Annotated in this window: 19 protein-coding genes; 12 read left to right on the top strand and 7 right to left on the bottom strand. The window is 66.3% G+C overall.

Features of this window, described 5'->3' with window-relative positions; translation table 11 throughout:
* Window positions 1-624: 624 nt before the first annotated feature.
* The gene (locus FZ938_RS00095; protein WP_149196704.1) at window positions 625-1182 is read left to right on the top strand and encodes a recombinase family protein; all 558 of its coding nucleotides are present in this window, start codon (window positions 625-627) and stop codon (window positions 1180-1182) included.
* A 303-nt stretch (window positions 1183-1485) separates the two neighbouring features.
* On the opposite strand, the gene FZ938_RS00090 is transcribed toward FZ938_RS00095, so the two are convergent.
* Window positions 1486-1992, bottom strand: coding sequence for a hypothetical protein (locus FZ938_RS00090; protein ID WP_149196703.1), 507 nt, complete (start codon window positions 1990-1992; stop codon window positions 1486-1488).
* 851 nt (window positions 1993-2843) lie between these two features.
* Window positions 2844-3557, bottom strand: coding sequence for a phosphatase PAP2 family protein (locus FZ938_RS00085; protein WP_149196702.1), 714 nt, complete (start codon window positions 3555-3557; stop codon window positions 2844-2846).
* Between the two features lie 374 nt (window positions 3558-3931).
* Here FZ938_RS00085 and FZ938_RS00080 point away from each other — a divergent pair, with 374 nt between their 5' ends.
* Window positions 3932-4252, top strand: a complete 321-nt coding sequence (locus FZ938_RS00080; protein ID WP_149196701.1) for a hypothetical protein — start codon at window positions 3932-3934, stop codon at window positions 4250-4252.
* A gap of 78 nt (window positions 4253-4330) precedes the next feature.
* Here the strand turns inward: FZ938_RS00080 and FZ938_RS00075 are convergent, their stop codons facing one another.
* The gene (locus tag FZ938_RS00075; RefSeq protein ID WP_085087879.1) at window positions 4331-4633 is read right to left on the bottom strand and encodes an STAS domain-containing protein; all 303 of its coding nucleotides are present in this window, start codon (window positions 4631-4633) and stop codon (window positions 4331-4333) included.
* A 380-nt stretch (window positions 4634-5013) separates the two neighbouring features.
* Here FZ938_RS00075 and mgtE point away from each other — a divergent pair, with 380 nt between their 5' ends.
* A complete protein-coding gene (gene mgtE / locus FZ938_RS00070; protein ID WP_149196700.1) occupies window positions 5014-6468 on the top strand; it encodes a magnesium transporter in 1455 nt (484 codons plus the stop codon).
* Window positions 6469-6506: 38 nt separating this feature from the next.
* Here mgtE and FZ938_RS00065 read toward each other — a convergent pair whose 3' ends face one another.
* Window positions 6507-8570 carry a methyl-accepting chemotaxis protein gene (locus FZ938_RS00065; protein WP_149196699.1) on the bottom strand — a complete coding sequence of 688 codons (2064 nt, stop codon included), beginning with the start codon at window positions 8568-8570 and terminating at the stop codon, window positions 6507-6509.
* A 340-nt stretch (window positions 8571-8910) separates the two neighbouring features.
* Here FZ938_RS00065 and thiO point away from each other — a divergent pair, with 340 nt between their 5' ends.
* From thiO to FZ938_RS00040, 5 genes are all read left to right on the top strand, one after another.
* The gene (thiO, locus tag FZ938_RS00060) at window positions 8911-10092 is read left to right on the top strand and encodes a glycine oxidase ThiO (RefSeq protein WP_149196698.1); all 1182 of its coding nucleotides are present in this window, start codon (window positions 8911-8913) and stop codon (window positions 10090-10092) included.
* Window positions 10089-10298, top strand: coding sequence for a sulfur carrier protein ThiS (gene thiS / locus FZ938_RS00055; RefSeq protein WP_149196697.1), 210 nt, complete (start codon window positions 10089-10091; stop codon window positions 10296-10298). Before thiO ends, thiS begins: the two co-directional genes overlap by 4 nt.
* A 119-nt stretch (window positions 10299-10417) precedes the next feature.
* Window positions 10418-11218, top strand: coding sequence for a thiazole synthase (thiG, locus tag FZ938_RS00050; protein WP_149196696.1), 801 nt, complete (start codon window positions 10418-10420; stop codon window positions 11216-11218).
* Between the two features lie 93 nt (window positions 11219-11311).
* The gene (locus tag FZ938_RS00045) at window positions 11312-11755 is read left to right on the top strand and encodes a PaaI family thioesterase (protein ID WP_149196695.1); all 444 of its coding nucleotides are present in this window, start codon (window positions 11312-11314) and stop codon (window positions 11753-11755) included.
* A 29-nt stretch (window positions 11756-11784) separates the two neighbouring features.
* Window positions 11785-12249: a hypothetical protein gene (locus tag FZ938_RS00040; RefSeq protein WP_174757339.1), complete on the top strand. Its 465-nt coding sequence runs from the start codon at window positions 11785-11787 to the stop codon at window positions 12247-12249.
* A 59-nt stretch (window positions 12250-12308) separates the two neighbouring features.
* Here the strand turns inward: FZ938_RS00040 and FZ938_RS00035 are convergent, their stop codons facing one another.
* The 3 genes from FZ938_RS00035 to FZ938_RS00025 form a co-directional block, all read right to left on the bottom strand.
* Window positions 12309-14480 carry a hypothetical protein gene (locus FZ938_RS00035; protein ID WP_149196693.1) on the bottom strand — a complete coding sequence of 724 codons (2172 nt, stop codon included), beginning with the start codon at window positions 14478-14480 and terminating at the stop codon, window positions 12309-12311.
* Window positions 14481-14582: 102 nt separating this feature from the next.
* Window positions 14583-14828 carry a hypothetical protein gene (locus FZ938_RS00030; protein WP_211101023.1) on the bottom strand — a complete coding sequence of 82 codons (246 nt, stop codon included), beginning with the start codon at window positions 14826-14828 and terminating at the stop codon, window positions 14583-14585.
* Between the two features lie 23 nt (window positions 14829-14851).
* Complete coding sequence (locus tag FZ938_RS00025) at window positions 14852-15037, bottom strand: hypothetical protein (protein ID WP_109151646.1); 186 nt, start codon at window positions 15035-15037, stop codon at window positions 14852-14854.
* 267 nt (window positions 15038-15304) lie between these two features.
* On the opposite strand from FZ938_RS00025, the gene FZ938_RS00020 reads away from it, so the two are divergent.
* The 4 genes from FZ938_RS00020 to FZ938_RS00005 all read left to right on the top strand — a co-directional run bounded on the left by FZ938_RS00020 (window position 15305) and on the right by FZ938_RS00005 (window position 18472).
* Complete coding sequence (locus FZ938_RS00020) at window positions 15305-16018, top strand: response regulator (protein WP_085087905.1); 714 nt, start codon at window positions 15305-15307, stop codon at window positions 16016-16018.
* A gap of 118 nt (window positions 16019-16136) precedes the next feature.
* Window positions 16137-16751, top strand: a complete 615-nt coding sequence (locus FZ938_RS00015; RefSeq protein ID WP_149196691.1) for a 2-hydroxychromene-2-carboxylate isomerase — start codon at window positions 16137-16139, stop codon at window positions 16749-16751.
* A 135-nt stretch (window positions 16752-16886) separates the two neighbouring features.
* Window positions 16887-17927: a potassium channel family protein gene (locus tag FZ938_RS00010; RefSeq protein ID WP_149196690.1), complete on the top strand. Its 1041-nt coding sequence runs from the start codon at window positions 16887-16889 to the stop codon at window positions 17925-17927.
* Between the two features lie 116 nt (window positions 17928-18043).
* Window positions 18044-18472, top strand: a complete 429-nt coding sequence (locus tag FZ938_RS00005; RefSeq protein ID WP_149196689.1) for a DUF1489 family protein — start codon at window positions 18044-18046, stop codon at window positions 18470-18472.
* Window positions 18473-18848: the final 376 nt, after the last annotated feature.

The following is an 18848-nucleotide window of genomic DNA, read 5'->3' as shown; positions in this document are numbered from 1 at the left end:
GAGTACGAGTGTGAGAGGGTGTCTAGGTAAAAAAGAAACGGAAAGCGAGGCTGCAAATCAAGCTTTCCGTTTCTTACACCTGAAGATGGGGAACGTCGCGTGAGCGGCGCCTCTCACCGTCCCAATCCTAAGAAGCTGAGCGGCAGCTGTCTACATCTACTTGCCAGCTTTACTGCGCGCTATTGACAGCACCTGTTGCGGTTTCTGAACACACCCCTCCCCCCGGTCCTGGGAACCCTTGAAGGAGGGGGCGGGGGGCTTTCCGAAGATGTGGGAAAGCTTTAGCTAAAGCTTTGCAGGGCTTTGCGGATTAGGCTGTTTCCCGAGGCGGAGCTTTGCGAGAATTTGCGGTAAAGGAGGCTGAACAACGCGGAAACGTTGGCTTTCTGGGCTTTGCAAAGCTTTTGGAACGGCTTTGCGGGGCTTTGGTCCTTTAGGTACGGAAAGGGATCTTTTCGTACCTAACAGGCCTCTCAGCCGTCTCAATGAGGCCTGCGGGCTTGGGATGTCTCACGCTGACGGCAAAGCCTAGGTTTGCCTGTCTCACACAAATGGGTTTGAATTTCTGAGACCTAAAGGGTAGAACGTCTAAGAACTCTGTGAGACAGAAAACGGGGCAGGCGCATGTTGATCGGTTACGCGCGCACCAGCACGGCGGAACAAGAGGCAGGGCTTGAAGCTCAGCACCGCGACCTTTCGGCCGCGGGGGTGGAGAAGCTGTTCAGCGAGCAAGTGTCCTCGGTTGACGCAGCGAAGCGCGCCCAGTTGGAGGCAGCTTTAGATTACCTGCGCGAGGGCGACTGTTTGGTCGTTACGCGCCTAGATCGACTCGCGCGGTCTGTGGCGCATCTGCTAACGCTGGTCGAGCGAATCGAGGCCAAGGGCGCTGGGCTGCGCATCCTCAACATGGGAGTTGATACCAGCACGCCCACGGGCAAGCTCATGCTGACGATGCTAGGCGGCGTGGCCGAGTTCGAGCGAGCGATCATGTTGGAACGCCAGCGCGAAGGCATCGCGAAAGCCAAAGCCGAAGGGAAGTACAAGGGGCGGAAGCCGACGGCGCAGGCTCACGGCGATAATGTGCGGGAACTGAAAGCCGCTGGGAGGTCTGTCCCCGAGATTATTGAGGAAACGGGTGTATCGCGCGCAAGCGTCTACCGGCTGCTACGCAGCGATAGATAACTACCTAAGCCTGTAGAGTATGTGGTTTCTATCCGTTTTTGTTGCGCCCTTGGCGTGACAGATGCTCCCCGTGTCAGTCCAGCTACGGTCAGCGCATTAGAAGACCTGTCAAGTTTGTTCCCTGACTCCTCCCGAAGGCTGGGCCGGGGATCAGAAGCTGTCCACTGGAGAACTTCATAGTATCGACGGTGGGTTATCAATATCACTTGAAGAAGAATTTCGCGGACTCCATAGTAAATAACTCCGGACTCCATCTGGAGTCCGCCATGACTCCACAGTGATTCCCGAGGAGTCTGACGGTAATCACGCAAATAAGTCTTGGTGAGATTTAAGTGGTGTGGCGGTATTATCTTCGCCGTGCTCGGCATCGACGTCGCTGGATGGTGTATGCTGGGCATCACGTGCAATAGTCCAAGTCCTATCATTGAGTCTAAGCTCTCCAGCTGCTTTGAGGCGGCTTAACTGAGGCGACATACTGGTACGCGGAACGTCGACTGCAAATCGGTCTCTGATCCAGGCCGTAATATCCCCGCTCTCCCCGCCCTCTGGATGTTCTGTCAGAACCAACTTTATCATGTCTTTGATGGTGAGGCTGGTAAGTGGGGTAGGTTTAGCCTCACTAGGTAGCAGATCATCAGCTTCAATAGGCTGCTGCAAGGCGCTTTCTAATTGAGAGGGGCTATCATTCTCATAGCCTTGAATTGCCGCTTCTGCGACAGCCAGTTGACGCAATTCGGCTTCTAGAGCTGCGATTGAAGCCATAATCTCAGTACGTCGTGTCGCGATAAAGTCTCTGAGTTTGTTGCTCATGGCTGAGGCAGATCTCCAGTAGCATAGCAGGTGTTGCACCTTACGACGTGCAGGTTGATCTGTCCACAGATGTCAATGGTTTTCCGCAGGCGGTGGCTTGCGCCTGTGGAAAAAAAGTTGAGGTGCGCAACGTGGAAACGTTGACAGCGTCGCGCCATCCGGTATTTTGGTCTTAAGGCAACCGTCGCTCTTCTTGAGTGTCGCCGTCCATCCTCAAGCCCCCAAAGCCCTGATGCGGCCCGGGGCGCATGGGGCGCTCCGAGAGCTGGGCATTGCGCCCAGCACCCGTGAGGAGGACATAGACATGAGAGTAGTTTGCACTTGGCCGAAAGCGGTGTCGGTTATTTCCTACATCCGCTTCCGAAAAGGCAGAGTGGAGCATGTTCGCTCCCACTGCCGGTCCTATCCCAACCGCTGAACCCGGATGGATAGGTAGCTGAGACTAGGCGACGGTTGCCCCCTAATCCCCGCCATTGAATCATACCACGTGGTCTATGTCCAGTATCTCTAAGGCGCTGGGTCTTTCCGAGTCGCGGGAGATGGAGCTACACATGCGCAAGAGAGGCGTTGTTATCGAGCGCCTAAATTCGAATATGGCGTAACACCATCACACAAATCTACCCTCTGATCCTCACACACACGTGCTCATGCAAACGCTATGGTCTGATCTATCTATTTGATATAAAACGAGAATTGTAGGTGTGTGGTGGAGAAGTCGAAAATCGAGTCTTCTCGACCGCACCACTCTCCCATGCAGATGGGACCATCCCGGGGATACGGGAACACCGAAAGGCCCGCTGGTCGCAAGACCGAGCGGGCTTTTTCGTATCTGGGATTTGAGTGTCCGGGCCTTACCCCGCCAGTGCGTGCAGCAGCTTAAACGCTCCCCCGGCGGCGCGGCGGGCATCCTCGAACAGCACCATCATCTCGTAGATCACCAGGAAAGCGGCGCTGTAGAACCAGGGGCGCCAGTGTTCCTCGACCCAGGCGACCAGCCGGTGGACGCCGCCCATCGGCAGCAGCCGGGCGACGGCGAAGGCGCTCAGCATGCCGATCAGGGCGCCGCCGATGACGTCGCCCGGATAATGCAGGCCCAGATAGACCCGCGGCAGCGCGATCACCACCGCCGCCCACAGGCAGGCCAGCAGCCCCCACGGACGCGAGGCGCGGAGGAAGGTGGCGGCCAGCGCGAAGCCCAGGGCGGCGTTGTCGCTGGGGAAGGAACTCCAGTTCTTCAGGGCGTCGCGGCTCTGGCCGATCGGCGGGACGAAGGGGAGACCGGCGTCATGCAGCGGGCGCGGCAGGGCCGGCATCACCGCCTGGATCAGGATGGACATGGCCACCGCCAGCACCACTGCGGCGATGGCGTCCACCACCAGCCGGCGCCCGGCCTCCGTCTCCTCCCGCCGGAACCACAGCCACCAGAGGGCGGCGCTGAACAGCCCCAGCTTGATCAGATAGATGTTGGCGATCCCACGCACCGCCATGTCCAACGCCGCGCTGTGTCCTGCGAACTGGTTCAGCCACAACAGCAGCGACTGGTCGAGACGATGCAGGTACTCCACTGCGACTCCTTTGGTGAGCGGGAGGCAAACGTCAGTGTCGCGTTTTCATGACAAGGACGGTCAACGGAGCATCGGAAGTCACCTTCCGGGGCAGGGGCGGGGCGTTTCGAGGTGCCTCTCTCGTCGCATTCAGGGCGTTCGGTGCCGGCCGCAGGTGGCCGGATATTCTCAAGGCACAACAGTATTTGATATCGTATTCGATAATAAAAATGAAAATATTCCACGTTGTATGATGTGGACTGAAAACAATTTCCTGTGAATTCACGTGCGCATCTCTTGTCGCCAATCGAAAGAGGTACTATCCTGGTCTGCGAATGGTGGAATGGGTGGCGTTGTGCCAGACCATTTGACCTGTGGATGCGACGGGGGATTTTATGGCGACTGTTGTGATGATGAAGCACCCGCAGACGGGGCTGCTCAAGAAGGGTCTGGTCGGGTTCAGCTGGACCACCCTGTTCTTCGGCGGTTTCCCGGCCCTGTTCCGCGGCGACTGGGGGATGGGGCTTCTTCTGATGCTGCTGGCTATCTTCACCGGCGGCATTTCCGGCATCATCGCCGCCTTTCTCTACAACAAGCACTACACGTCGAAGCTGATTGAGAAGGGTTATGTCTTCGCCGATACCGAGGCGCTGAACAGCCTCGCCCGCGCCAAGCTCGGCGTCGACGCGGCTTCCGCGGTTCCGAACCCGACCTGATCGGCTTTCAGGGCCAAGCGTGACGAAGGGCGGTGCACGGTGCGGCACCGCCCTTCGTCGTTTCCAGAATTGGCGTTTTCAGCGGAACTCGATGTAGCGGTCCAGCGTGGCGCGGCGCAGCGCGCGGACGATGTGCGGGGCGGCCCCGCTGGCGACGATGTGGCCGCCGGCTTCACGGCAGCGGTTCGCCAGGATGAACATCATGCCGATGGCGGCGGAATCGATGAAGGTGACGAAGCGCAGGTCGATCGGGACCACCGGGCTGGCCGCGAAGTCCCAGTCGCGCAGCATGTCGTGGAAGCGGGTGCCGTCCTCGTAGGTGCAGCGGCCGGACAGCAGGATGCCGTCGCGACCGCCGACGGTGGTGAAGGCATACTCCATCGGCGCGTCCGGTCCCTCTCCCCATCATGCGCCGCCTTGGTTGCGGCGCAGATGCATGGGAGCATGAAGGATCGCGGCGGTGCAAGGATATGGTGGCAAAAGCGGCCGATGCCGCCGGTTCCTGCCGAACCGGGCTGGACAAACGGGGGCGGCGCCTCTATGTCGGGGGCGCTTCCGCCGTCACCGGTCCCGTCCCTTGACGGACGGCTCCCGGCACCGGCCGGAAGGCTTCCACAACCCGCAAACCCCGAACGCCGGCCCCAAACGCCGTCGGCCCCGTCCGATGTCGCGGAGCCGTCCCGCCGTTCCCATGCCGTCGGAGTCCCGAGGGTATCCGGGTCCGGCATTCGGGGTTGCATCGTCGAAGGGAGGGTGCCGGCATGCACACCGATCCCCACACGCCGGATCTGCGGCCGGACGTCGCCGCCCGCGCTCACGGCCAAGCCCACGCCCACGGCCGTCCCCATGCGGGTCCCGAGGCGGAGGACGAACGTCCCTACGGCGTCGAGCCCGATTTCGTGGAGGAGATCGTCGGCCTGCTGCGCGCCCGTGAACGTGAGGCCGTGCTGGCGCGGCTGGACGGGCTGCATGCCGCCGACATCGCCGATCTGATCGAACAGGCGGAGCCGACCGAGCGCGCCGACCTGATCGACCTGCTCCCCGCCGAACTGGACGGCGAGGTGCTGTCCTACCTGAACCCCGATCTCCGCGAAGCGCTGATCGAACGGTTCGAGCCGCAGGAGCTGGCCGACGCCGTCGCCGACCTCGACACCGACGACGCGGTGGAACTGATCGAGGATCTGGACGCGGAGACGCGGGCGCAGATCCTGGCGAAGCTGCCCGACGCCGAACGCGCCCTGGTGCAGGAGAACCTGACCTACGACGAGGACAGCGCCGGCCGCATGATGCAGCGCGAGCTGGTCGCGGTGCCGGAATTCTGGACGGTCGGCAAGACCATCGACTTCGTCCGTGCGGCGACCGACACGCTGCCGGAGGATTTCTACGACATCTTCATCGTCGACCCGATGCACCGGGTGGTGGGTGCGGTGCCGCTGTCGCGCCTGCTGCGCCAGCGCCGGGCCGTGCGCATCGCCGATCTGGTGACCGGCGAGGTCGACGCCATCCCCGCCACCATGGAGCGGGCGGAGGTGGCGAACCTGTTCCGGCAATACGCCCTGGTCTCCGCACCCGTCATCGACCCCGCCGGCCGGCTGATCGGCGTCATCACCGTCGACGACGTCGTCCGCATCATCGACGAGGAGGCGGAGGACGACCTGCGCAAGCTGAGCGGGTCGGGCGACACCGGCGTGTTCAGCGGCATCGCCGACATCGCCCGCAGCCGCGTCGGCTGGCTGACCATCAACCTCGCCACCGCCTTCCTGGCGTCGGGCGTCATCTCGCTGTTCGAGGCGACCATCGAGCAGATCGTGGCGCTGGCGGTGCTGATGCCGATCGTCGCCTCGATGGGCGGCAATGCCGGCACCCAGACGCTGGCCGTCGTCGTCCGCGCGCTGGCGACGCACGACCTGTCGTCGGCCAACGCGCTGCGCGTGGTGGGGAAGGAGCTGCTGGTCGGCCTCATCAACGGCGGCATCTTCGCCGTGATGGTCGGTCTGATCGCGCTGGTCTGGTACGGCCCGCTGATCGGCATCGTCATCGGGCTCGCCATGATCATCAATCTGGTGGTGGCGGGCCTGAGCGGCGCCCTGATCCCGCTGGGGCTGGAAAAGCTGGGGGTCGATCCGGCGGTGTCGAGCGCGGTGTTCCTGACGACGGTGACGGACGTCGTCGGCTTCCTGGCCTTCCTGGGGCTGGCGTCGGTGTTCCTGCTGTAGGGGGGTGCGGCGGGTGGGGGCACCCGCCGCGCGTGCTCTCACCCCGCCCGGTCGAGCTGCTTCAGGAAGCCGATGTAATGGTTGATGTCCTCCATGCGGCGGGCATGGTCGTTCATGTCGGACAGGCGGCCTTCGATGGCCTTCTGTGCCCCTTCCACCTCGTCGATCACCGCGTGGATGTCGGTCTGCAGCTCCTGCGAAGCGGAGGCGGCCTCATCCATGCGGGCGCTGGTGTCGTCGAGCTGGCCGCCGACGGAGCGGACGGAGGTCACCACCTGATCGATGGCGCGGCGGGTGTCGCCCAGCGTCTGCTTGGTGTCGTTGGCCAGCTTGCGCACTTCCGCCGCCACCACGGCAAAACCCTTGCCCGCCTCTCCGGCACGGGCCGCCTCGATGGTGGCGTTCAGCGCCAGCAGATTGGTCTGGCTGGCGATGCCGTCGATCACCGCCAGCACCTTCTCGATGCTCTTCACCACAGTGTTGAGCTGGGTGAACTCGCGCACCAGTGCCTCCTTGCGGTCGGCGTGGCCGTCGAACAGGGTGGCGTGGCGGTTCAGCGTCGCCTCGATCGCCGACATCGAACCGCCGATGCGCGCGGCATAGCTGGCGGTCTCCTGCACGCCGCTGTTCAGCGTCACCAGCGCGTCGAGATAGCTGTGCATCCGCTCGATCACCGCGTTGCGGATGCGGCTGAGCAGTTCAAGCCGGTTGTAGCGGGTGGCGATGAAGTAGCTCTGGAAGCGGGCGTAATGCACCGGGAAGCGGTCGACCATGTCGTCGGCAAAGGCGGTACCGGGCGGCACCTCGAAGAACATCAGCGCCGACAGGGTCTGGTTGATGTTGATGCCCAGCAGTTCGCCGAAGGTGGAGAAGCCGGCGGCGGCCAGCCCGTCGAAGGCATGGACCCGCGACAGCTGGTCCGGGTTGTTCAGCCGGCGCAGGATGCAGTCGTTCAGGATGGCGCCCACCGGTCGCGGCTTGCCGCGCAGATAGGCCGCGAGGTCGTCCTCCGTCTGGCGGACGAAGTCGGTCGCCTCCACCAGACACAGCGAATCGCCGGGATTGACGTCGCAGTAGAAGCCGACCTCGCCCTTCTCGAAATCGAAGCCGGAGATGGAGCGGACGAACAGCTCCCCCTCCATCTCGACGGCGAAGGTGTTGTTGGCGAGTTTGCCCGGCAGGTCCTGCGGCTTGCAGCGCAGGGATTTGGCCAGCGCGTCGATGAAGCTCACCACCTCGAAGCTGTCGCGGTCGATCACGCTGCGCACGATGCGGCGCATCGGGTCGGCATCGACCACGGCGAAGCGCGTCTGGGTCGGGCGGAAATTCTGCGATTTGAAGATGCCGTAGCGGATGCCGGGCGCCATCTTCAGGAAGATGGTCACCGCCGAATTCTCCAGCACGCGCTGGCCGTCGAACAGGTGGGTGTTGCGGAAATCAAGCTTGCCGCCGGCCGAGCCGCCGATGAACAGGCAGGGGAAACGGCCGGAGCGGTAGACCGCCTCCATGAACCAGCTTTCGCTGGCCGACAGGCCGTCGATGAAGGTCAGCGCCACCGTGTCGTGGCTGTCGACGGCGAAGGGGACGCGGATGCGGTCAAGCTCGCCGCGGATCGCCTCCACCCTTGCGGCCACGTCGCGGGTCGGGCGGCCGGCGCGCAGGTCGTCACAATGCAGCGGGACCGTGTGGACGCTGACCCCGGCGAACAGGCGCGGGCTGAAGGATTGCAGCACCACACTGTCCCAGCGGTCGCCGGCCTTGCGGTAGAGCGGCTGGCCTTCGGCCGCGCACAGCTCGCCCGAGGTGGAGACCAGCACCAGTTGCGTCGACGGCGGCAGCGCGGAACGCAGGGCGCGGGAGGTGGCGGCGAAATCGACATGCGGCGACACGAAGCCGACGACCAGCGCCGGTGCGCCGGCGGCGAAGCCCAGCCCCTCCAGCGCCGTGGCGCCGATCTGGGCGGCCGGCAGGCACAGGCTGCGGACCGGCGCTTCCGCCGGCGCGGTCGCCGGCGTTGCCGGACCGGATTTGCCAGCCGGGTTGCCGACCGGACTGCCGGAAATGGGGGCGTTCGGAGCGTCCGAGCGGAAGAATGACAGCATGCTGGCGAATCCTCGGTCGTCTTTGTTGTTCGTTCCGCACACCGGCCGCGCCCGTTTGTTGCGGCGAGTGCCCCGGTATGGCTTATTTTACGGATGGTTTAGCTGCCGATTGGTAGCGTTTCTTGTCCGGGAAACTCCTTATAGAGCTGTGGCATGTCGCCGCATCGGCGGCAGTCGGCTGGGTGGAGCGGCGGGATGGATGAGTGTCGATTCCGCTTGTGGGGCCAGCGAAACATTGGCATAAGGCGAGCCATAGGCCTGGGGTGCCGTGCGGTGGTCGCGCGGCTGAGAACACACCCATCGAACCTGTCTGGGTAATTCCAGCGAAGGGAGCCGCCGCATGATCCATGCGCCAGAACCGTATTCCATTTCCGAGTGCGTCTCCGGATTCCGTCCATCCGTCGCCATCATCGGCGCCGGCTGCATCGGCCTCGCCATCGCCTGGAGGCTGGCGTCGGCCGGCTGCCGCGTCGATTTGTTCGAGCGGGGGGAGGCCGGTCGCGGCGCCACCCATGCCGCCGGCGGCATGCTGGCCGCCTGCGTCGAAACCGAACCGGGCGAGGAGGGGCTGCTGCCGCTGACCCGCGCCTCGCAGGCGCAGTGGCCGGACTTCGCCCGCGATCTCGAAGCCGCGAGCGGCATGGCCGTCGATCTGCGCAGCGAAGGCACGATGGTCATCGCGCTCACTGCCGACGATGCCGCCAAGGTCCGCTTCCTGCACGGTTTCCAGCGCGACCTGGGCTTGCCGGTGGAATGGCTGAGCGGGGCCGAGGTGCGGCGGCGCGAGCCTTTCCTGCAGCCCGGCGTCGCCGGTGCGCTGTTCTGTGCCGGCGACCATCAGGTCGACAACCGCAAGGTCGCGGCAGCCCTGCGCCGCGCGGCCGAGGCCGCCGGCGCCCGCCTGCATGAGCGCTGCGGCGAGGTGGCGCTGGCGGTGGAGGGCGGCCGCGCCGCGGGCGTGCGGGTTGCCGAAACCCTGCACCGGGCCGACCGGGTGGTGCTGGCCGCCGGGGCCTGGTCGGCCGGCGTGCCCGGACTGCCGCCCGCCGCCAAGCCGCCGGTGCGGCCGGTGAAGGGGCAGATGGTCTGTCTGAGGATGGACGCGCGGTTGCCGCTGCTGCGCCATGTGGTGTGGACGCCGGGCACCTACCTGATCCCGCGGCTGGATGGCCGGCTGCTGATCGGCGCCACGACGGAGGAGCGCGGCTTCGACGACCGACTGACCGCCGGCGGGCAGTTCGCCCTGCTGGAGGGGGCATGGCGGGCGCTGCCGGGCATCGCCGAACTGCCGATCGAGGAGGCCTGGGTCGGGTTCCGTCCGGGCAGCCGCGACGATGCGCCGATCCTGGGCGAAAGCGGTGTTCCCGGCCTGATCCACGCCACCGGCCACCACCGCAACGGCATCCTGCTGACCCCGGTGACCGCCGACGGCATCGCCCGGCTGGTGCTGACCGGCGAGACCGACCCGCTGTTGCGCCCCTTCGCCGCCGGCCGCTTCGTTGCGGCGGGAGCCGCCGCATGAGCGCCGTCCTCCGCGTCAACGGCCGCGAAGAGCCGCTGTCCGCCGCGTCCGTCGCCGAGTTCCTGGCCGGCCGCGGCATCGCCGAGGGTGCGCCGGGCGTCGCCGTCGCCCTGAACGGCGCCGTCGTTCCCCGCCGCCTCTGGCCCGAAACCCCGCTCCAGCCCGGCGACAGCCTGGAAATCGTCCGCCCGATCCAAGGCGGCTGAGCCTCCTACACCTCCCTCTCCCGTCCCGCGATAAGGGAAGAATCCCCTCTCCCCCCGGGGAGAGGGGGATTTCCCCAGATCGTTCGCTTCGGGAGAAGGCCTTTGCAAAGGCACTCCCCATGTCCCAAACCGACACCCTCATCATCGCCGGGCGCAGCCTCGGTTCCCGCCTCTTCCTCGGCACCGCCGGCTATCCGAATCAGCAGGTGATGCTCGACGCGCTGGCGGCCAGCGGCAGCGAGCTGGTCACGCTGGCGATCCGGCGCATCAGCCTGGACGGCTATTCGGAAAGCCTCGTCGACGTGCTGGCCCGCGCCACCGCCGGGCGCCCCACCGGCCCGGTCGGGCTGCTGCCCAACACCGCCGGCTGCATGACCGCCAAGGAAGCCGTGCTGACCGCCCAGCTGTCGCGCGAGGCGCTCGATACGCCCTGGATCAAGCTGGAGGTGATCGGCGACCGCGAACTGCTCTATCCCGATGTCGAGGAACTGTTGCGGGCGACGGAGGAACTGGTCAATGACGGCTTCGTCGTGCTGCCCTATTGCAACGACGATCCCGTCACCTGCCGCAAGCTGGCCGATCTGGGCGCGGCGGCGGTGATGCCGCTGGGCGCCTTCATCGGCTCGGGCATGGGCATCCGCAACCCGCACGCCATCGAGACGATCTGCGCCCGCAGCCCCGTGCCGGTGGTGCTGGACGCCGGCATCGGCACCGCATCCGACGCGGCGCTGGCGATGGAACTGGGCTGCGCCGCCGTGCTGCTGAACACGGCGGTGTCGAAGGCGCGCGATCCGGTGCGGATGGCGGCGGCGATGCGCGACGCGGTCAGCGCCGGCCGCTCCGCCCATCTGGCCGGCCGCATGCCGATGCGCGCCCAGGCCGAACCGTCCAGCCCGCAGATGGGCCTGATCGGCAGCTGAGATCGGCGGGTGACCTATAGGGATACGGGCTTGATCCGGCGGGGCGGCTGTCGCAGGCTGTCCCGCAACGTTCCCTTCCCGGAGTGCTTCGCCTTGGCCGACACCTTCGTTCCCCGCGACCCCGACTGGAAGGCGCGCTGTCTCGCCTCCTTCGAACAGCAGCCGATCTGCCGGACGCTCGGCATCGAACTGACGGCGGTGGAGCCGGGATTCTGCGAGATGCGGCTGCCGTTCCGCGCCGAGCTGACGCAGCAGCATGGCTTCTTCCATGCCGGCATGGTCAGCACGCTGGCCGACAATGCCGGCGGTTATGCCGCCTACAGCCTGATGCCGGCGGGTGCCGAAGTGCTGGCGGTGGAGTTCAAGATCAACCTGATGGCGCCCGCCAAGGGCGACGTGATGATCGCCCGCGCCCGCGTGGTGAAGCCGGGCCGCACCCTGACGATCACCCAGGTCGAGGTGTCGATGTTGGATGGCGGCGCTGAGAAGGATTGCGCCCTGATGCAGCAGACCGCCATCTGCCTGTTGCCGAAGTGACGGTTCAACCGGTTCGAAAGGGCTCTTCCATGCTGTCTGTACGTCTGATGTCCGTGCCTGCCGCCCTTCTGCTGGCCGGCGGCTTTGCCACGCTGGCCGCCGCCCCGGCGGAGGCCAAGGACCCGCCGTCCTGCGCCGCCATCTCCTTCCGCGCGCTGCCCGGCGGCGCGCCCGACGGCGAACAGGATGCCGGCCTCTACAAGTCGCGCTTCGGCAAGATCGAGGTGAAGGCCGACGTCAAGGGCGGGCAGGCCACCAACTACTATATGGTGCTGAACGGCAAGAAGGTGGACGGCCCGGCCAACCCGCCGAAGATGTCGGACGCCTGCCTGAAGTCCAAGCACGTCAAGCTGCCCTTCGCCAAGCAGCCGCAGGGCACCTGCACCGGCAGTCGTTTCCGCGTCGTCGTCGACCGCTCCAGCGGCAAGCCGGTCGCGGCCTTCTTCGGCTTGCAGGGGGAGGATTGGGCCTATTGCAGCGCGACGACGCTGTAGAAGAAGTGTAGCGGCGGGCGGGGGCCCTGCCCGCCGCTACACCTAACTCTCTGCTACCCTCAGATCGCCAAAGCCTTCACCCGCTCGCGCAGGGTCTGCCGCGCCGCTTCCGCCTCGTTGCGGGCGGTGGTCAGGTCGCGCGCCAGGGCATCCAGGCGGTTTTCCGCCTCCGCCATCTTGGCCAGCGTCCGCTTGTGCAGGTCGCTGCCGGCCGGCAGGGCCTTCAGGTTCTCGCGCAGGCGGTCCTGGTCGGCGATGCGCTCCGCCCGCTCGCGCTCCAGTTCGGCGATGCGACGCTCCTTCTCGGCGACGGCGGCGCGCAGGCCGGCCAGCGTGGTCAGCGCCTGACGAACCTCCGCCGGCAATTCGGGGGCGGTGGCGCGGGCGGCGATCTGGTCGGCGGTCAGGTCGGTCAGGACGATCCGCTCCTGCCGCGGCCGTTCCAGCGTGGCGGTCAGCGTCACCGTCTTGCCGGCCGGCACCGCCAGCGGCAGACGATAGGCGGTGGCGGTCGCTTCCGGCTTGCCGTTCGCCGGTTCGGCCAATTCCCAGCCGGGACGGCGCGGATGCTCGATCACGACATCGCGGTCGGCATCCGGGGCACCGGCCACCGTATAGGTCGTGCTCTGCCGGTCGATCACCGACAGGGTCAGCACGCCGTCGGCGATGGTGGCGCGGGACAGCCGGCGGCTCGGCTTCTCCTCGCGGTCGACGGTGACCGCCTGATCGACGGCGAAGGACAGCAGCCGGCTCTCGCCCGCCGGCAGGGTCGCCATCCGGGCGTCGCCGACGTAAGCGCTGTTCGCCGTGCCCCGGTCATAGAAGGTCAGCAATCCCGGCGGCAGGGCGGTGTCGCCGTCATTGCGCAGCCGCAGGGACGCCAGCGGATGGCGGGCGTCGGCGGCGGGCTGGTAGAGCGCCACCCGCTCCACCGGCAGGGTGCTTGCGGCGATCGGCATCATCAGCGTCCCGCCATTCGGCACGCTGACCGGCTGCGGGTAATGGAACAGCACCTGGGCGCCCTCAGCCGCACCGGCCTCGGCACCGCGCACCTCGGCCATCGCCGGCGTTCCCGCGGCGCTGCCGTAGGGGGTGGTCTTCGCCAGCGCGTCACCCATCGGCGCCGGAGCCGGCGCGCCGGGCATCGGCGGGGGGGCGGCCATGGCGGTGACGGGCGGCGCCCCGGCACGTGAGGCCTCGGATTGCGCACGCATCGCCGAACGGGCGTCGTTCAGCGTCACCGCGCCCTCGTCGGCGCTGGGCAGCACGCGGCCGAGCACCTCCACCGGCACCTCCGGCCGCTCGACGAAATAGGGCGTGTAGAGCGCCTGGCGCAGGGTCACCGGGTTGCCCGACACCACCGTCAGGTCGACGCCGCGCCAATCCTCGCCGCTCAGATTCTCCAGCACCGCCCAGCCCTGCAGCGCGCCCTTGCCCTTATCCGCCTGCCCGTTTTGCCCCTGTCCGTTTTGGCCCTGTCCGTATTGACCGGCCCCGGTGCCGAGGCTGAGCCGGTATGTCGCCTTCCACAGCGGCATCTCCGCGACAAAGCCGACCCGGACCCGCCGCTCGCCGGCCGCCTGTCCATCCTGCGGCGCCCGGCTGTGGACGGTCAGCCGCCGCCGCTCGCGCCTGGCGTTCTCCGCCACCGCCGACAGAGCGCGGTCGATCTGCGCCTGCACCGCCGGATCGGTGAAGCGCAGCGCGTCGGCCTCCTCCAGCACCAGCTGGCGCAGGCCCTCGGCCGTCATCAGCGTCACGCGGTGGCGCGTGGTGGTGGCGCCGTCGTTCCCCGGCAGCCGCGCGGTCTCTTCCGTCACCGACATCAGTCGGCCGGTCAACTGGCGGGAGCCGCCGGTCGTCACCTCCGCCCCGCGCATCGCGTTCAGCAATGCGGCCGGGGAGGTGAGGTCGTCGGCCGAGAAGGGCAGCTCTCGGAAGGCGGTGTCCAGCGGTTCGGCTCCCGGCAGGGCGATGGTGCCGACGCCGCCCTTGTCGTCATAGACGACGATGCTCTTCAGCACGTCGTCGACCTGATCGCGCCGCACCTCCAGCGACAGGTCGGCGTCGCCGCTCACCGTCGCCTCATATTCGAAATAGCCGACGCCGCCGGTGGACAGCAGAACCCGCGTCAGCGCCAGCTGCCCGCCGGCCGGTCCGCCTGTCGCGGCAAACGCCGCCGGGGCCGCCATCAGCAGGGCAGTGGAGGCGAGAAGGATGGCGCGGGTCATGATGGGTCTCTCCGTGTTGTGACTCCCGACTGCCGACATAGGCGCGAAATCGGGCGGGAATAGGGAGAGCGCAACAGGAGGCTGTCCGAAAGTCCGGACAGGTCAGGGGGCTGCGGCCAGCCAGCGTTCCATCATCGTGCGCCACAGCGGCGCACCATTATGGAACGCGACCTGTGCGGCACCGGGCATGCAACCGGAATGATGGGCGCAACGCTCCGTCGCCGGACGGCGGTGGCCGTCGGCGGGCAGCCGCCTCGCCGCCCTGGAATGGGGTTGGCCATGGGACTGGCCATGGGGCGCGGTGCGGTGGGGCGGCATCGGTGTCGCCTGGGCGTTGCAGCCGGACATGATGATGGTCTTGCCGACGGTCCTCAACCCAGCCGCCCGACCGAGCGCGCCGAGTCGAGGTGGCGCCTCGCCTCGCCCAGCAGCAGCCGGTGCTGCGCCAGCGTTTCGCGGATCGAGCCATGCTGTCCGTAGACCCGCACCTCGTTCAGCAGACGGTCGGCGCGGTCGAGCAGGGCCAGGCGCTCCAGGCAATGATCGATGTTCGACATGGCGGTGCTTCCCCATCACGGCATTGGTCCGGCGCCCAGAGGCGGGTCGCCGTCCCCTGTTCGCCACCATCCCCTATTCAATGGTCTGGATTTAAACCGCAGCTTGTTTCTGGTTAATGTCCGCGCAACGGTATTTTTATGTCGCCGGTGCAGGACGCGGTTTCAACCAACTCATGTGGTCGGCGAATCGGCCGCGGCTGTTACGGGGTTGTAACGCATTGCGTGCCGCTCACGCGTGAGATAAGAAGATTTGGGGAGGTAACAGGCATGCACATTCTCGCTGTCGACGACGACGAGCCGATTCGGGAGCTTTTGGCCTCATATCTGGCGGGAGAGGGCTACCGGGTCACGACGGCGCAGGACACCGCATCGGCCCGGCAGGCTCTGGATGGCGACCCTGTCGATCTCGTGGTCTGCGATCTGCGCCTGCCCGACGGCGACGGGCTGGGCCTCGTCCGTCAGATCCGCACCGAATCGCAGATCCCCGTCATCATCCTGTCCTCCAAGGACCAGGACGTCGACCGTATCGTCGGGCTGGAACTGGGTGCCGACGATTACCTGACCAAACCCTTCAACCCGCGCGAACTGCTGGCCCGCATCAAGGCGGTCCTGCGTCGCGTCTCCAACGACGCCCGCCCGGCGCGCAGCGCGGACGAACTGCGTGCCGTGGTGCAGTTCGCCAATTGGGAACTCGACCTCACCGCCCAGCGCCTGCGCGGGCAGGAGGGGCGCGAAGTGGAACTGACCAAGGCGGAGTTCGGCCTGCTGGCGGCCTTCGTCAAGCGGCCGCAGCGGGTGCTGACCCGCGACCAGCTGCTCGACCTCACCCGCGTCGACGGGGCGGAGGTGTTCGACCGGTCCATCGACGTGCTGATCCTGCGCCTGCGCCGCAAGATCGAGGCGAACCCGAAGGAGCCCCGCATCATCAAGACCGAACGCGGCGCCGGCTACGTCTTCGACGCCAAGGTGCGCACGGTCTGACGGGGTGCCGGGCCGTTCGGGGATCGCGCCTTCCCCGGACGCCCCCCGGATGCACTGCTGGACGCTGTCCCGCGCCCGCGTTAGCCTTTCCGGAAAACCTGTCGGAGAGGAAACGCGCGTGCCGGACCCGATCGATTTCTATTTCGACTTCGCCTCGCCCTACGGCTATTTCGCCAGCCTGCGCATCGACGAACTGGCGGCGAAGCATGGCCGCACCGTCACCTGGCGCCCGATCCTTCTCGGGGCGATCTTCAAGGTGACGGGCATGAAGCCCAACCTGCAGCAGCCCTTGCGCGGCGAATATCTGACCCATGACGTCGGCCGCATCGCCCGGCTGACCGGCGCCCCCTTCACCTTCCCCGATTCGGCCCCGGCCAACGGCGTCGCCGCCTCGCGCGCCTTCTATTGGCTGACCGACGACCATCCGGAACAGGCGAAGCTGCTGGCCCATGCGCTTTTCCATGCCCATTTCGGCGAGGGGCGGGACATCGGCCCGGCCGACACGGTGGCGGAGATCGCGGCGAAGACCCTGGGCAGCGTCGGGATCGACCGCGCCGCGGTGGCCGCCGCCATCCAGGACCCGGCGGTCAAGGACCGGCTGCGCACCGAAACCGACGATGCGGTGGACCGTGGCGTCTTCGGTTCGCCCTTCGTCTTCGTCGATGGCGAACCGTTCTGGGGCTGGGACCGCCTCGATATGGTCGACCGCTGGCTCGCCACCGGCGGCTGGTAGGGCAGGGGGCGGAAACCTCGGACAAGGCTGCGGAAAATGCTGACTCCCGGGGCGGGCAAACGGCTATAACTGCGAAATAGGACCTTCGTCCGGGCACCGGGTCTGGTGTCTGTTTCCGTTTCGGTTTGCCGCCCCATGGACCAGATCGTTCCCGACCGCCGCCCTCGGACGACCAGCCCGCCCCCGGCGGTTCCTCCCGGCAATCCACTCGGCGGCGGCCATGGGGGATCTCACGGCAGCCCCCATGGAGCCAAGGGGGCATCCAAGTCCTGGCTGGGCGGGGCCTTGCTGACGGCACTGCTGCTCGGCCTGATCGCGCTGTCGATCCGGTCGGTGTCCGGCAATCTGACCTTCGTTCTGCTGGGGTCGGTCGGCCTCGTGATCGGGGCCTTCCACTATCTGTTTCCGGGCAGCCAGTTCTTCACGCTGGCGCTGACCAACTTCATCGGCGTCTATGCCTGCATCTTTGTTTTCTTCCTGGAAAGCAACTTCCACAACATCAGTCCGCTGATCCAGAGCGTCGCCTTCGTCCTGCCGCTGGTCGCCTTCCTGGGCGGGGCCTGGTGGCGGGCGGAGGATATCCGGCGGATCGTGATGTCGCGGCGATTGCGGGAAGGGGGTCATTTCGACCGCGTCTTCCTGTGGATGGCGCCGGTCTGGGGCATCGGCGCCCTGACCTTCCTGGTGCCCGAACAGGACATGGACACCCAGACGATCGGCGCGATCTTCCTGCTGGCCATGTCGGCCATCGCCGCCATCGTCGCCCTGGTGTCGCGCGACATCGCCATCTTCCTGCTCGACGCCGGCCTGCTGTTCGAAGGATTCTTCCAGCAATCGGCGCGTCTGGTCCTGCCGGCCTTCGCCTTCCTGACCTTCTATTCGCTCTGCATCATCCTGTTCGGCGCCATCTACACCATCATGGACCGCTTCATGGCGGAGCCGAACTTCGTCATCGAAGGCGTCAGGCGCGACCTGACCTTCGCCGAGGGGATCTATTTCTCCATCGTGACCTTCGCCACCGTCGGCTATGGCGACATCCACCCGGTGTCCGGACCTGTCCGTCTGGTCTGCGGCATCGAGATCGTCATGGGCGTGCTGCTGCTGCTGTTCGGCTTCAGCGCCATCATCGGCCATGCCCGGCCAACCAACCGGTCTGACCGCAACGATCCGCTCTGAGGACAGATCCGCCCGGCGGTCTTGGCAGAAGGACAATCCTGCATAGCGCACTATGTCAGGGGGCGCGCTATGTTGGGCGCGGTTCCGTCCTTCACGTCAGAGACTTCAGCGTCCCCATGCCTCTCCATCTCATCAAGCTCGCCGTCGGTGTCCGCGACCTCGACCATCTGGCGGAGTTGCAGGACCGCCGCGCCGTATCGGCTGACGGCCGGACTCGCATCCCCGTCTATACCCGTCGCCTGCCCAAGCGTGGCGACGAGTTGCTGGCCGGCGGCTCGATCTATTGGGTCATCAAGGGCAGCGTCCTAGTGCGCCAGCCCATCCTTGCCATCGATACCGCCACCGACGAGGAGGGGGAGAGCTACTGCACCCTGCAGCTCGCCGCCGACCGGGTGCCGACGGTGCCGACCCCGCATCGCCCCTTCCAGGGCTGGCGCTACCTGACGGCCGAAGCTGCTCCCCAGGATCTTTCCGCGGCCGGCGGGGCAGGGGACGAGTTGCCGGCCGACATGGCGGCGGAACTGCGGGCGCTCGGCCTGCTCTGACGAAAACATCAGTCGGTTCAGCGAACATAAAAATGCAGGAGGCGATGAAAAAAGCGCTTGCGTGGTTTGGGGGCGGGCGCCTATAAACCGCTCCACCGACGGCGGGGCGCTGAACGAAGCGCGGCGACGGCGGCAGAAACGGAAGAGAAAACAGCGACTTAGCGGTTTTGATCTTCCGACTTCGACCGAAATTCTCCGGTCACTCTGACCCGATCCTCCTGAAGAAGGGGGTGCGGAAGAGCGGCCGGTGCGACGCGTCTCAGCGTTGCGGGTTCTTTGACAAGTACATACCGTGTTGTGAGAAGGGATGCGCAGGCGGCGGCAGTTGGTAGCCGTTGCGGCCTTGGGGTGTTGGGTTTCCTGAAGGGGATCGGCA

The sequence above is a fragment of the Azospirillum oryzae genome (genome assembly GCF_008364795.1).
In the GTDB taxonomy this organism is placed as follows: domain Bacteria; phylum Pseudomonadota; class Alphaproteobacteria; order Azospirillales; family Azospirillaceae; genus Azospirillum; species Azospirillum oryzae.
Note: the sequence above shows the minus strand (reverse complement) of the source record. Positions and strands in the feature narration are given on the sequence as shown.